The 14,273-nt window shown below is 59.8% G+C and carries 12 protein-coding genes; 10 read left to right on the top strand and 2 right to left on the bottom strand.

Translation table 11 applies throughout. The features are described 5' to 3' along the window. Nucleotides 1-23 precede the first annotated feature (23 nt). The 10 genes from rlmN (at nt 24) to HBO09_RS11595 (ending at nt 11,059) form a co-directional block, all read left to right on the top strand. Complete coding sequence (gene rlmN, locus HBO09_RS11640) at nt 24-1,172, top strand: 23S rRNA (adenine(2503)-C(2))-methyltransferase RlmN (protein WP_169997233.1); 1,149 nt, start codon at nt 24-26, stop codon at nt 1,170-1,172. Nucleotides 1,173-1,184: 12 nt separating this feature from the next. Beyond that, nucleotides 1,185-1,943, top strand: a complete 759-nt coding sequence (gene pilW / locus HBO09_RS11635) for a type IV pilus biogenesis/stability protein PilW (protein WP_169997234.1) — start codon at nt 1,185-1,187, stop codon at nt 1,941-1,943. After that, nucleotides 1,943-2,929 (top strand): RodZ family helix-turn-helix domain-containing protein, encoded by a 987-nt coding sequence (locus HBO09_RS11630; RefSeq protein ID WP_169997236.1) that lies wholly within the window; start codon nt 1,943-1,945, stop codon nt 2,927-2,929. Before pilW ends, HBO09_RS11630 begins: the two co-directional genes overlap by 1 nt. Before the next feature lie 2 nt (nt 2,930-2,931). After that, nucleotides 2,932-4,041: a flavodoxin-dependent (E)-4-hydroxy-3-methylbut-2-enyl-diphosphate synthase gene (ispG, locus tag HBO09_RS11625; RefSeq protein ID WP_169997238.1), complete on the top strand. Its 1,110-nt coding sequence runs from the start codon at nt 2,932-2,934 to the stop codon at nt 4,039-4,041. Between the two features lie 23 nt (nt 4,042-4,064). Further along, nucleotides 4,065-5,354, top strand: coding sequence for a histidine--tRNA ligase (gene hisS, locus HBO09_RS11620; protein ID WP_169997240.1), 1,290 nt, complete (start codon nt 4,065-4,067; stop codon nt 5,352-5,354). Nucleotides 5,355-5,395: 41 nt separating this feature from the next. Next, nucleotides 5,396-6,037, top strand: coding sequence for a tetratricopeptide repeat protein (locus HBO09_RS11615; protein WP_029298536.1), 642 nt, complete (start codon nt 5,396-5,398; stop codon nt 6,035-6,037). Next, entirely contained in the window at nt 6,030-7,181 is a 1,152-nt protein-coding gene (bamB, locus tag HBO09_RS11610; RefSeq protein WP_032858293.1) for an outer membrane protein assembly factor BamB, read from the top strand. The genes HBO09_RS11615 and bamB overlap by 8 nt, the downstream gene beginning before the upstream one ends. A 262-nt stretch (nt 7,182-7,443) precedes the next feature. Continuing rightward, nucleotides 7,444-8,913: a ribosome biogenesis GTPase Der gene (gene der, locus HBO09_RS11605; RefSeq protein ID WP_169997242.1), complete on the top strand. Its 1,470-nt coding sequence runs from the start codon at nt 7,444-7,446 to the stop codon at nt 8,911-8,913. Nucleotides 8,914-9,131: 218 nt separating this feature from the next. Continuing rightward, a complete protein-coding gene (locus tag HBO09_RS11600) occupies nt 9,132-10,280 on the top strand; it encodes a pyridoxal phosphate-dependent aminotransferase (RefSeq protein ID WP_169997244.1) in 1,149 nt (382 codons plus the stop codon). Next, nucleotides 10,268-11,059 (top strand): amidohydrolase, encoded by a 792-nt coding sequence (locus HBO09_RS11595; RefSeq protein ID WP_169997246.1) that lies wholly within the window; start codon nt 10,268-10,270, stop codon nt 11,057-11,059. Before HBO09_RS11600 ends, HBO09_RS11595 begins: the two co-directional genes overlap by 13 nt. A gap of 328 nt (nt 11,060-11,387) precedes the next feature. Here HBO09_RS11595 and leuA read toward each other — a convergent pair whose 3' ends face one another. Next, the gene (gene leuA, locus HBO09_RS11590; RefSeq protein ID WP_169997248.1) at nt 11,388-13,067 is read right to left on the bottom strand and encodes a 2-isopropylmalate synthase; all 1,680 of its coding nucleotides are present in this window, start codon (nt 13,065-13,067) and stop codon (nt 11,388-11,390) included. Nucleotides 13,068-13,448: 381 nt separating this feature from the next. Further along, the gene (locus HBO09_RS11585; RefSeq protein ID WP_169997250.1) at nt 13,449-14,270 is read right to left on the bottom strand and encodes a M23 family metallopeptidase; all 822 of its coding nucleotides are present in this window, start codon (nt 14,268-14,270) and stop codon (nt 13,449-13,451) included. Between the last annotated feature and the right edge of the window lie 3 nt (nt 14,271-14,273).

Genomic DNA, 14,273 nt, shown 5'->3' with positions numbered 1-14,273 from the left:
GGCTTAAGAGTGAAGGTGAATCCATGACTACATCGACTGTAAAAACCAACCTGCTGGGTCTGACTCAACAGGAAATGGAAAAATTCTTCGACTCAATCGGGGAGAAGCGTTTCCGTGCCGGTCAGGTAATGAAGTGGATTCACCACTTTGGTGTCGACGATTTCGACGCCATGACGAACGTCAGCAAGGCCCTGCGCGACAAGCTCAAGGCTATTGCCGAGGTCCGTGGTCCCGAAGTGGTCAGCGAGGACATCTCCAGCGACGGCACCCGTAAGTGGGTGGTGCGCGTGGCGTCCGGCAGTTGCGTCGAGACCGTCTACATTCCCCAGGGCAAGCGCGGCACTTTGTGCGTTTCGTCCCAGGCAGGCTGTGCCCTGGACTGCAGTTTCTGCTCCACCGGCAAGCAAGGCTTCAATAGCAACCTCACCGCCGCCGAAGTCATCGGCCAGGTGTGGATTGCCAACAAATCCTTTGGCAGCGTCCCGGCAACCGTCGACCGTGCCATCACCAACGTGGTGATGATGGGCATGGGTGAGCCGCTGCTGAACTTCGACAACGTGATCGCGGCCATGCATCTGATGATGGACGACCTGGGCTACGGCATTTCCAAGCGCCGTGTGACCCTGTCGACCTCCGGCGTGGTACCGATGATCGATGAGCTGGCCAAGCACATCGACGTCTCCCTGGCGTTGTCGCTGCATGCACCCAATGACGCATTGCGTAACCAATTGGTGCCGATCAACAAGAAGTATCCGCTTAAGATGCTCCTCGAATCTTGCCAGCGTTACATGGCGACCTTGGGCGAGAAGCGCGTGCTGACCATTGAGTACACCATGCTCAAGGATATCAACGACAAGGTCGAACACGCGGTCGAGATGATCGAGTTGCTCAAGAACACCCCGTGCAAGATCAACCTGATTCCGTTCAACCCGTTTCCCCATTCTGGCTACGAGCGGCCGAGCAACAACGCCATCCGCCGTTTCCAGGATCAACTGCACCAGGCAGGCTACAACGTGACTGTGCGCACCACCCGTGGTGAAGACATCGACGCCGCCTGTGGCCAATTGGTAGGACAGGTGCTGGATCGCACCCGTCGCAGCGAGCGTTATATCGCCGTGCGTGAACTGAACGCCGCCGACGAGTTGCCGCAAATTGCTGTGAATCGAATCTGAGAGAGGATCTCTATGCCCTTGCGCCTTGCGCTGCTTCTGCTTGTTGCCAGCCTCTCGGTTGGCTGTGTTTCATCGGGCTCTGACAGCCCGTTGCAAACCGGCAAGGGCCGTGATGAAGCGCGTGCTGCCTATGTGCAGTTGGGGCTAGGCTACCTGCGCCAGGGGTTGAGCGAGCAGGCCAAGGTGCCGCTGCAAAAGGCCCTGGCCCTCGACAACCAGGATGCCGACGCCAATGCGGCGCTGGCCCTGGTACTCCAGGCCCAGGCCGAGCCCGAGCTGGCGGACCAGTATTACCAGAAAGCCCTGGCAGTTCGCCCCCATGATCCGCGCCTGCTCAACAACTACGGCAGCTTCCTGTTCCAGCAGGAACGTTATGAACAAGCATCCGGTTATTTCCAGCAGGCAGCCACTGATACCCTATATCCTGAACGTTCGCGGGTTTTCGAGAACCTTGGGGTGACGTCTGTGCGCCTTGGCCAGCGGGAAAACGCCCGCCAGCAACTGGAAAAAGCCCTGCACCTGAACCAGCGCCAGCCACGGGCCTTGCTTGAAATGGCCCAGTTGTCGTTTGAAGACAGGCATTATGTGCCGGCACGTGACTATTACGAGCGTTTTAGCCTGCTCAGTGGGCAAAATGCACGTAGTCTATTGCTTGGTGTGCGCCTGGCCACGGTTCATGAAGAACGCGACAAGGCCGCACGTTTTGGCCAGCAATTAGAACGACTCTATCCCGGTACGCCGGAATATCAGCAATACCTGTCGGAGCAATGATGAAAGCCGCGCACCCGGAAGTTGTAGCCGCTAATCGCGTAAACCCAGGCGAGACCTTGCGTCAGGCCCGCGAAAGCAATGGTTGGTCGCTGGAAGAAGTGGCCCTCAAGCTCAATTTGACCACCACTTCCCTGGGCAACCTGGAAAACGGCGCGTTCGACAAACTGCCCGGGCATACTTTCGCCCGCGGTTATATCCGTGCCTACGCCAAGCTGCTGGGCACCGACCAGGCCATCCTGGTCCAGCAATTCGACCAGTTCACCGGTACCGATTCCCAGGGTAGCAACGTACACGGTCTCGGTCGTATTGAAGAGCCGGTGCGTGTTTCCCACACTATTTTGCGAATTGTCAGCCTGTTGCTGCTGATTGCCGTGATCGGTGGCGGCTTTATCTGGTGGCAGGATCAGACCTCGCTGCGCAGCAAAGACCTGATCAGCAATGCCCTGGAGCACGTCGAAGTCGAAAGCGCCGACGGCACCACCCAGATCCACCCCCTGGACGAACCGGAAGATCAGGCTGTTGCCCAGGGCGAAGCCGCTGCTGGAACCAACCTTGACCTGCAAGCGGGTCAAGCGCCCGTCGAGGCCGGCACTGAGTCGGCTCCGGCCGTTGTCGCACCGGCTCCAGCCGCGTCCGCAACCCCGGCTCCGGTTACTGCGGCCCAGGTCCCCGCCGCACCAGCACCAGCACCGGTCGCGCCAACGGTCGCCGCTCCTGCCGCCCAGGCACCTGCCAGCGTGGCCGGCGATGGCCGTCTCCAGATTACCTACGTCGCTGACTGCTGGACACAAGTCACCGATGGCAATGGCAAGGTCCTGTTCAGTGCTTTGAAGCGTAAGGGAGATACGCTTGATCAGGTCGGCAAGCCTCCTTTGACGCTGCGTCTGGGCTTTGCCCGTGGTGCGCAAGTGGCCTACAACGGCCAGCCTGTAGACGTGGCGCCGTTCACCAGTGGCGAGACCGCTCGCCTGAAGTTGGGACAATAGTCATGCACGGCGAATCTCCAATCAAACGTCGCGTATCGCGCAAGATCTGGGTTGGCTCCGTGCCGGTGGGTGGCGATGCCCCCATCGCCGTACAGAGCATGACCAACAGCGACACCAATGATGTAGCGGCCACTGTGGCCCAGATCAACCGCCTGGAAGCCGCAGGTGTCGATATCGTGCGGGTTTCCGTGCCGGATATGGACGCTGCCGAGGCCTTCGGCCGCATCAAGCAATTGGTCAAGGTGCCGCTGGTCGCCGATATCCATTTTGACTACAAGATCGCGTTGCGCGTAGCCGAACTGGGCGTCGACTGCCTGCGCATCAACCCGGGTAACATCGGCCGCGAAGACCGGGTGCGTGCCGTGGTCGACGCTGCCCGTGATCGCGGGATCCCGATCCGTATCGGCGTCAACGCCGGTTCCCTGGAAAAAGACCTGCAAAAGAAATATGGCGAGCCTACTCCGGCAGCCCTGGTCGAATCCGCACTGCGCCACGTCGAGCACCTTGAACGCCTGAATTTCCAGGACTTCAAGGTCAGCGTAAAGGCTTCCGACGTGTTTATGGCCGTAGAAGCCTACCGCCTGTTGGCCAAGGAAATCGTGCAGCCGTTGCACTTGGGCATCACCGAAGCTGGCGGTTTGCGTTCAGGCACAGTGAAATCTGCGGTGGGTCTCGGTATGCTGCTGGCCGACGGGATTGGCGATACCATTCGCATCTCCCTGGCGGCGGACCCGGTAGAGGAAGTGAAAGTCGGTTACGACATTCTCAAATCCCTGCATCTACGCTCCCGTGGCATCAATTTTATTGCCTGCCCGAGTTGCTCGCGGCAGAACTTCGACGTGGTGAAAACCATGAACGAGTTGGAAGTACGCCTGGAAGACCTGCTGGTGCCGCTGGATGTCGCGGTCATCGGTTGTGTGGTCAACGGGCCAGGTGAGGCCAAAGAAGCGCATGTGGGCCTGACCGGTGGTACCCCGAACCTGATTTACATCGACGGCAAGCCGTCGCAGAAGCTGACAAATGACAATCTGGTGGATCATCTGGAAAAGCTGATCCGCGACAAAGCGGCCGAAAAGGTCGCCGCTGATGCAGCGCTGATCGCTCGCGGCTGATTGAACGAATTTAAGGATTTGATGTGAGCAAGTCTCTGCAAGCCATTCGTGGCATGAACGACATCCTGCCCGAACAGACGCCCCTGTGGCGCTATTTCGAGAGCACGGTCGCGCGCCTGCTGGATAACTACGGTTACAAGCAGATCCGCATGCCAATCGTCGAGTTCACCGAGCTGTTCAAGCGCTCCATCGGTGAAGTGACCGACATCGTCGAAAAAGAGATGTACACCTTCGAAGACCGCAACGGCGACTCCCTGACCCTGCGTCCGGAAGGTACCGCTGCGTGCGTGCGCGCCGTGCTTGAACATGGCATCACCGGTGGTGGCCAGACCCAGAAGCTGTGGTACATCGGCCCGATGTTCCGTCACGAACGCCCGCAAAAAGGCCGTTATCGCCAGTTTCACCAGATCGGTTGCGAAGTCTTCAACCTCGACGGCCCGGATATCGATGCCGAGCTGATCGTGCTGACCTGGCGCCTGTGGGGCCAGCTGGGCATTCGCGACGCGGTCAAGCTCGAACTCAACAGTCTGGGCACCAGTGAGTCCCGTGGCCGTTACCGTGAGGCGCTGGTCGAGTACCTGTCGTCCCATCTGGACAAGCTCGATGAAGACAGTCAACGCCGTCTGAAGACCAATCCGTTGCGCGTCCTCGATACCAAGAACGCCGACACCCAGGCCGTGCTGGTCGACGCGCCGAAAATGGCCGACTACCTGGACGACGAATCCCGTACCCACTTCGAGGGCCTCAAGGCTCGCCTGGATGCGGCCGGCATTCCCTACGTGATCAACCCCAAGTTGGTGCGCGGCCTCGATTACTACAGCAAGACCGTGTTCGAGTGGGTTACCGACAAGCTCGGCGCCCAGGGCACCGTGTGTGCCGGTGGTCGCTACGACGGCCTGGTCGAGCAGATGGGCGGCAAGCCGACCACGGGCGTGGGTTTTGCCATGGGCATCGAGCGGCTGATCCTGCTGCTGGAAACCCTGGAGCAGATCCCTGAAGAAATTTCCCGTCAGGTGGACGTGTACCTGTGCGCCTTTGGCGAGGCGGCCGAACTGGCTGGCCTGGCCTTGAGCGAACAGTTGCGCGACCAACTGCCGAGCCTGCGCCTGCAGGTCAATGCCGGCGCTGGCAGCTTCAAGAGCCAATTCAAGAAAGCCGACAAGAGCGGCGCGCTGTACGCGCTGATCCTGGGCGACGATGAACTGGCCCAGCAAGTGGTAAGTGTCAAACCCCTGCGTGGCCAGGGCGAACAACAAAGCATTGCCTTTGATGCGCTTGCCGCGCACTTGGCCACCTGCATCGTGCAGGGTTGAAGCTGTCAAACAGCCGAATTTAGCGATTAAGGAGTATTGGGGTGTCGAGTACTGAAGATGATCAGCTGGCCGAGTTCAAAGACTGGTGGCAGCGTAACGGCAAACCCCTGGTAACTGGCGGCCTGCTGGCGCTGGTGGTGGTGTTCGGTTGGCAGGCGTTCCAGAAGTATCAGAGCAATCAGTCGCAAGGCGCCTCGATGCTCTATCAGCAACTGCTGGAAACCACGCTGACCCCTACTGGCAAGCCTGATCCGGCCCAAGTGGCGGACCTGGCCGGCAAGCTGAAAAACGAATTTGGCGGTAGCACCTACGCCCAATACGGCAGCCTGTTCGTCGCGAAAGTCGCGGTCGATACCGGCAAGCTGGATGACGCAGCCTCCGAGCTCAAAGCCATCGCCGACAAGCCGAGCAACCCGACCCTGGGTGAAATCGCACGTCAGCGCCTGGCCCAGGTCCTGGCTGCACAGAACAAGGCCGACGAAGCACTGAAACTGCTCGACGGCGATGCTGACAAGGCATTTGTAGCCACTCGCGAAGAGCTCAAGGGCGACCTGCTGGTCCAATTGGGTCGTACCGACGAAGCCAATGCTGCGTACCAAAAAGCCAAGGCTGCGCTGTCTGATGAAGCAGCGGTCGGTGGCTTACAAATCAAGCTGGACGACTTGGCCAAAGGGGATGCGTGACGTGATCCGTTGGAAACATGCAGCATTGCTGGCTCTGGCCGTTTTGGCCGCGGGTTGCAGCAGCAACAGCAAAAAAGAACTGCCTCCGGCCGAGCTGACCAGCTTCAAGGAAGAAGTGGTCCTGCAAAAGCAGTGGAGCCGCTCCATCGGTGACGGCCAGGGTGACACCTACAACATGTTGGTACCGGCAATCGACGGTGACAACATTGTGGCCGCTGACGTGACGGGCGTCGTGATCTCCATGGATCGCATGAACGGCGACGTCAAGTGGAAGAAAGATCTCGAACTACCGGTTTCCGGCGCTGTTGGCGTGGGTTACGGCATGGTGATGATCGGCACGCTGAAAGGCGAAGTCGTGGCCCTGGATTCGAGCAATGGTGAAGAGAAATGGCGCGCTCGCGTGACCAGTGAAGTCCTCGCACCGCCTGCCACCAACGGCGATATCGTCGTGGTGCAGACCCAGGATGACCGTGTCATTGGCCTCGACGCCAACACCGGTGAACAGCGTTGGCTGTACGACAGCACCCCTGCGGTGCTGACATTGCGCGGTACCAGTGGTCCGGTTGTGACCAATAACCTGGCGCTGGCAGGTCTGTCGACCGGTAAAGTGGTTGCCCTGGATACCCAGAACGGTGTGCCGGCCTGGGAATCGCGGGTCGCCATTCCGCAAGGTCGTTCCGAGCTGGACCGTGTCGTGGACATCGACGGCGGCTTGCTGCTGTCGGGTGAAACCCTGTACGTCGCCACTTACCAGGGCCGTGTTGCGGCGCTGGATCTGCAAAGCGGTCGTGTCCTCTGGCAGCGTGATGCCTCCAGCTACGCCGGTGTCGCCCAAGGGTTTGGCAGCGTCTACGTGAGCCTGGCATCCGGTACCGTTGAAAGCGTCGACGAGCGTTCCACCACAGCCCTGTGGAGCAACGATTCGCTGGCTCGCCGTCAACTGTCGGCTCCGGAAGTGTTCTCCAGCTATGTAGCGGTAGGCGACCTGGAAGGTTACCTGCATCTGCTGAGCCAGGTGGACGGGCGCTTTGTCGGCCGTGAACGTATCGACAGCGACGGCCTGCGTGCGCGTCCGCTGGTGGTAGGCAACATGCTTTATGTGTTTGGTAACAGCGGCAAGCTGGAAGCCCTGACCATCAAGTAAGAACTATGCTTGGGGTAACCCCCAGGCGGCCCTGATACAACGCTTTTTGCTTTTTGTAGGAGCGAGCTTGCTCGCGAAGGACCTGAGGAACACACGTTTAATCAGGTTAAACCCGTTATCGTTGACGTTCTTCGCGAGCAAGCTCGCTCCTACAGTGATCAGTGTTGTGCAGGGCATGTGGCATTTCAAATGCCGCCCCGAGCACCAGCCGCTGCCTTGCAGCGGCTTTTGTATTTTCTGAAATAACGCAGTGGAGAGCCGCATGGTTCCCGTAATCGCCCTGGTGGGCCGACCTAACGTCGGCAAGTCCACCTTGTTCAACCGCCTGACCAGGACTCGCGACGCCATCGTCGGCGACTTGTCCGGTCTGACCCGTGATCGCCAATACGGTGAGGCAAAGTGGCAAGGGCGCTCCTACATTATTGTCGACACCGGTGGTATCTCCGGTGACGAGCATGGCATGGACGAAAAGATGGCCGAGCAGTCGCTGCTGGCCATTGAAGAAGCCGATGTCGTGTTGTTCCTGGTGGACGCCCGCGCGGGCTACACCGCTGCCGACCAGATGATCGGCGAGCACCTGCGCAAGCGCAACAAGCGTTCCTATCTGATCGCCAACAAGATCGACAACATCGATCCTGAGGCGGCCCGCGCCGAATTCAGCCCGATGGGCCTGGGTGACGCGATCCCGGTCGCCGGTGCCCACGGTCGCGGCATCACCCAGATGCTGGAAATCGCTCTGCGCGATTTCCCGAAGGATGACGTCGAGGAAGAAGACGGCGAAGAAGAAATCGTTGCTGAAGGCGAGGAAGCCAAGCGCATTCCTGGCCCGAGCGAAAAAGACGGTATCAAGATCGCTATCATCGGCCGCCCGAACGTGGGCAAGTCGACCCTGGTCAACCGCATGCTTGGTGAAGACCGGGTTATCGTCTATGACCAGCCCGGCACCACTCGCGACAGCATCTACATCCCGTTCGAGCGTAACGACGAGAAGTACACGCTGATCGACACCGCCGGTGTGCGCAAGCGCGGCAAGATCCACGAGGAAGTTGAAAAGTTCTCGGTGGTGAAGACCCTGCAGGCGATCAAAGACGCCAACGTGGTGATTTTCGTCATGGACGCCCGCGAAGGCGTGGTCGACCACGACCTCAACCTGCTGGGCTTTGCCCTGGAGGCCGGTCGGGCACTGGTGATCGCGATCAACAAATGGGACGGCATGACCCCGAGCGAGCGAGACTTCGTCAAGGTCGAGCTGCAACGCCGGTTGTTCTTCGTCGACTTCGCCGATATCCACTTTATCTCGGCGCTGCACGGCACTGGCGTGGGCAACCTCTACGCGTCGGTTCAGAACTCGTTCAAGTCTGCGGTCACCCGCTGGCCGACCAACCGCCTGACCCAGATCCTTGAAGACGCAGTAGGCGAACACGCGCCGCCGATGGTCAACAACCGCCGGATCAAGCTGCGTTACGCTCACTTGGGTGGTGCCAACCCGCCGATTATCGTGATCCACGGTAACCAGATCGAGAAGGTGCCAAAGTCCTACGTGCGTTACCTGGAAAACACCTACCGTCGTGTCTTGAAGCTGGTCGGTACGCCGATCCGCATCGAGTTCAAAGGTGGCGAGAACCCGTACGAAGGCAACAAGAACAGCCTGACTGACCGCCAAGTGAACAAGAAACGTCGCTTGATGAGCCACAACAAGAAGGCTGACAAAAAGCGTAAAGACCGCCGCTAACTGTGGATCGGGCTTGTGTGGGAGCGGGCTTGCCCGCGATAGCGATAAATCAGACAGCAACTCGCTGACTGACCCGCCGCCACCCCAGGCAAGCCAGTTCCTATACAAGTTAGGCGTTACCCAAAAAAGGGCTCTGAATGAGCCCTTTTTTGTGCCTCGCGATTGACCCCTCTGCGCTTGCAGCTTACAACTTGTAACTCACCGTCAGGGGCCCTCCGATGATCACCAGCAAGCTGCCGAATGTCGGCACCACCATTTTCACCACCATGTCGCAACTCGCTGCGCAAACCGGCGCGCTGAATCTGTCCCAGGGCTTCCCCGATTTCAATGGCCCCCAGGCCTTGCTCGACGCGGTGGGCAAACATGTTGCCAGCGGCCATAACCAATACGCGCCGATGACCGGTCTACCAGCCCTGCGCCAGCAAGTGGCCGCCAAGGTCGCCCGCAGCTACGGCGTGCAGGTCGATCCCGACAGCGAAGTGACCATCACCCCCGGTGCCACCCAGGCGATCTTCTGTGCGATCCAGGCGGTGATCCGCAGCGGTGATGAAGTCATCGTCTTCGACCCGTGCTACGACAGCTACGAGCCTTCTGTGGAACTGGCCGGCGGTCGTTGCGTGCATGTGCCATTGGCACAGGGGAATTTCAGCCTGGATTTCGAGCAGATCAAGGCCGCGCTCTCACCGCGTACGCGCATGATCATCCTCAACACCCCGCACAACCCCAGCGGCGCCCTGATCAGTCGCGCCGCGCTGGACCAGTTGGCCGAGCTGATCCGTGACCGCGATATCTACTTGGTCAGCGATGAGGTCTACGAACACCTGGTATTCGATGGCGTGCCCCATGTCAGCGTGCTGGCCCACGAAGAGCTGTATCAGCGCGCGTTCGTGGTCAGCTCCTTTGGCAAGACCTACCACGTCACCGGCTGGAAGACCGGCTACGTGGTTGCGCCGGCGGCCTTGAGCGCCGAGCTGCGCAAGGTACATCAATACGTCAGCTTCTGCGGCGTGACGCCGTTGCAGTTCGCCCTGGCCGACTTCATGGCCGAGCACCCTGAACACGTTGAGGAGTTGCCGGCTTTTTACCAGGCCAAGCGCGACTTGTTCTGCGATCTACTGGCCCCCTCACGTTTCAGTTTCACGCGGGTGGCCGGTACTTACTTTCAACTGGTGGATTACTCACAGATTCGCCCGGATCTGGATGACGTGGCCATGTCGCTGTGGATGACCCGCGAACATGGCGTGGCGACGATCCCGGTCTCGGTGTTCTACCAGAACCCACCCCAAGGCCAGCGGCTAGTGCGTCTGTGCTTTGCCAAACGCGAGGAGACGCTGCGCCAAGCAGCCGAGAAACTATGCGTGATCTGAGTGCGTTACCCGACCTGAACATCGCCCTGGTCCAGACCACCCTGGCCTGGCATGACCGCCAGGCCAACCTGGAGCATTTCGAGCTGCTGCTGGAGCAAGCCAAGGGCGCCGATCTGATCGTGCTGCCGGAGATGTTCACCACCGGTTTTTCCATGGCGTCCGAAGCCCTGGCCGAAGCGGAAAACGGCCCGACCCATGATTGGCTCAAGGTCCAGGCGCGCAAGTACAACGCGGTGATCACCGGCAGCGTGATTATCCAGGCCGCCGATGGCAGTCACCGCAACCGCCTGTTGTGGGCACGGCCCGATGGCGAGGTGTTGCACTACGACAAGCGGCACCTGTTTCGCATGGCCGGTGAGCACAATCACTACACCCCCGGCGAGCGCCAGGTGCAGTTCGAGCTCAAGGGCTGGCGGATTCGCCCGCTGATCTGCTACGACCTGCGCTTCCCGGTGTGGAGTCGTGATGCACAGGACACTGATCTGCTGCTGTACACCGCCAACTGGCCGGGCGCGCGGCGTCAACACTGGAACCGCCTTTTGCCGGCCCGGGCTATCGAGAACTTGTGCTATGTAGCGGCGGTGAACCGGGTGGGGACGGACGGCAAGGGGTTTGCTTACACGGGGGACAGCCAGGTCCTGGACTTCCAGGGCGAAAGCCTGTTGAGCGCAGGGGAGGCGGACGGGGTGTTCAAGGTGTGCCTGGAGGCGGCGCAGTTGGCGGAGTATCGCCAAAAATTTCCGGCAAACCTGGATGCCGATAGCTTTCAGTTTGTCTGATAAATCTTTGGTGTATGGGAGATAGCTATCGCGGGCATCTACACAACTTTGCTGCAACGCCTAGATCCAGGCAGATAGCGCAGTTGTGGCGAGCGGGCTTGCCCCGCGCTGGGCTGCGAAGCAGACCTAAACCCGGCCATCGCGGTTTATCTGAAGAAACGTGGAGGGCTTTTTGGGGCTGCTTCGCAGCCCAGCGCGGGGGAGGTCATTAGTTTGTGAAAGTTGTGTAGATACCTATGCCGCGATAGGCCCATCAGCCTCGCCCCAGCCCCAAAGTAAAAAGGCCCCTGGATTCGCATCCAGCGGCCTTTGGCTTTTCAGCGGTCAGTTACGCCGCTTTCGCTTCCTGCTGGCTCAACGAGCGGTTCAGTGCGCTGAATACGGCCTTGAAGCTGGCCGTAGTGATGTTTTCATCAATACCCACGCCATGCACCGGACGTTCGCCGTTCACCCGCAGTTCGATGTAAGCCGCGGCCTTGGCGTTGGTGCCTGCGCCGATCGCGTGCTCGTTGTAGTCCATGATCTCGACACCAATCGGCAGGCCGGCCACCAGTGCTTCCAGCGCGCCATTGCCCTTGCCGTGCCAGCGCAGGTTGGTTTCGCCCTGGCCCTTGCCGGAGACTTCAACTTCTACCGAGCTGTTGCCGTTCTCTTCCTGCAGGCGGTGGCTGACCAGCGCGTACGGGGTGTTGGCTTGCAGGTATTCACGCTGCAACAGGGCATGGATCTGCGAAGCAGTCATCTCCAGGCCCACTCGGTCGGTTTCGGCCTGTACCACTTGGCTGAACTCGATTTGCATGCGGCGTGGCAAGCTGATGCCGTATTCCTGTTCCAGCAGGTAAGCGATACCGCCCTTGCCCGACTGGCTGTTGACGCGGATCACCGCCTCGTAGCTGCGGCCAATATCGGCTGGGTCGATTGGCAAGTACGGCACTTCCCACAAGGCATCCGGTTTCTGCTGGGCGAAGCCTTTGCGGATGGCATCCTGGTGCGAGCCGGAGAACGCGGTGTGGACCAGGTCGCCGACATACGGGTGACGCGGGTGAACCGGGATCTGGTTGCACTCCTCGACCACCTTGCGCACGCCGTCGATATCGGAGAAGTCCAGCTCAGGGTCCACGCCCTGGGTGTAGAGGTTCAGTGCCACAGTGACCAGGTCGACGTTACCAGTACGCTCGCCGTTGCCAAACAGGCAGCCTTCGACACGGTCGGCACCCGCCATCAGGCCCAGCTCGGTAGCGGCGACGCCGGTGCCGCGGTCGTTGTGGGTGTGCAGGCTGATGATCACGCTGTCACGACGGTTGATATGGCGACCGAACCACTCGATCTGGTCGGCATAGATATTAGGCGTCGCGCATTCAACCGTGGCTGGCAGGTTGAGGATCATCTTGTGCTCAGGCGTCGGGTTCCACACCTCGATCACCGCATCACACACTTCCTTGGCGAACTCCAGCTCGGTGGCGCTGAAGGTCTCAGGCGAGTATTCGAAGGTCCATTGGGTTTCCGGCTGCTGGGCGGCGTACTTGACGAACAGCTTGGCGGCGTCGACCGCAATGGCCTTGATCCCGTCCTTGTCCTGATTGAACACAATGCGGCGGAAGGACGGCGAGGTGGCGTTGTACAAGTGCACGATGGCTTTCTTGGCGCCGCGCAGGGATTCGAAGGTGCGCGCGATTAAGTCTTCACGGCCCTGGGTCAGCACCTGGATGGTGGTGTCCTCGGGGATGTGATTGTCTTCGATCAGGGTGCGTACGAAGTCGAAGTCGGTCTGCGAAGCGGCCGGGAACGAAGCTTCGATCTCTTTCACGCCCACCGAGACCAGGGTCTTCCAGAAACGCAGTTTCTTCACGGCGTCCATCGGTTCGATCAACGACTGGTTGCCGTCGCGCAAGTCGGAGCTGCACCAGATCGGCGCGGTGGTGATGGTCTTCGATGGCCAGGTGCGATCCGGGATATCAATGGTCGGGAATGCGCGGTATTTCGAAGACGGGTCTTTGAGCATGCTCATCAGGAGAATCCTTGTTGTAGGGCCGAGAGAAGGCGGCCTGCCATAAAGCGTTTATTAGAGATAAAACCGGGGATGAGGCCGTTCGATTCAGCCTGGCAGTCGTGCGCTGACGAGGCACAGGCTGCGGTGCTGGCGAAGCTGAATGAGGGTGTGAGAGGTTTTCATAAGCTCAACCCTAACCGGCGAGGTGAAAGATGGCAAGCAGTCGGAAAAAATTGAGAGAACTTCTGCTATTGCTCTGGTAAACGAGATTTTATGGTGAGTAAAGTCAGGATACTTTGTTTTATTTGCGTGAGGGTTTGCAGATGCGCAATCAGTGCAGACTGATTTGGCGCCATCGCATGCAAGCCTGCGATGACGCCAGTCTGCCCCGCGATCAGATCAAGGCTGGAACGCCCCTATAAAGATCGCCGGGTCCACTCGCGCATCATTCAAGCTGATATTCCAATGCATATGCGGCCCGGTCGCTCGGCCCGTCGAACCGACCTTGCCAACCACCGCCCCGCGCACCAGTTGCTGGCCCACCTTCACATCAATCTTCGACATATGGCAGAACATGCTGATAAAGCCCTGGCCATGGTCGACGAACACCGTGTTGCCGTTAAAGAAGTAGTTCCCCACCAGAATCACCTTGCCATTGGCCGGGGTCTTGATCGGCGTGCCAGCGGGCACCGCGAAGTCCAGGCCCGAGTGCGGGTTGCGTTCTTCACCGTTGAAGAAGCGGCGCACGCCGAACTTGCTGGACAACGGGCCGTTCACTGGCTTGTCCAGCACCAGGTTGCTTGGCAGGTTCGGGCTGAAGCTGCGGTAAGCCTTGAGCTGCACGGCCAACTCGCCCTCGATGCGCTTGAGTTGCGCAGGCTCGGGGTTGACCTGGCTTTTGTTCTTCAGGGTGATGCGCTGCTCTGGATACTTCTTGAAACCGACGATAAACGGCAGGTTGCGCCCACCGCTGCTGATGCGCTCGTTACCGGGCTTTACCGTCAGCGGAATGCCGACAATCGCCAGCCAGTTGTCCTGCTCCTTGACCACCAGCACCGGCTTGCCCTGATACGTGGCTTTTGGCGCGGTGGCCCCAGGGCCCAGGTCGACCACGGCCACACCACCGGGCACCGGCTTGTTCAAGGTGCGGGTGATGTAGCTGTCGGCGTGGGCGTTGAAGGCGAGGCACAGCAGCATCAGCAGGCTAAATAGACGTGGCATCAA

Origin of the sequence: Pseudomonas sp. WS 5027, assembly GCF_012985695.1 — a bacterium.
Classification (GTDB): Bacteria; Pseudomonadota; Gammaproteobacteria; order Pseudomonadales; family Pseudomonadaceae; genus Aquipseudomonas; species Aquipseudomonas hygromyciniae.
Note: the sequence above shows the minus strand (reverse complement) of the source record. Positions and strands in the feature narration are given on the sequence as shown.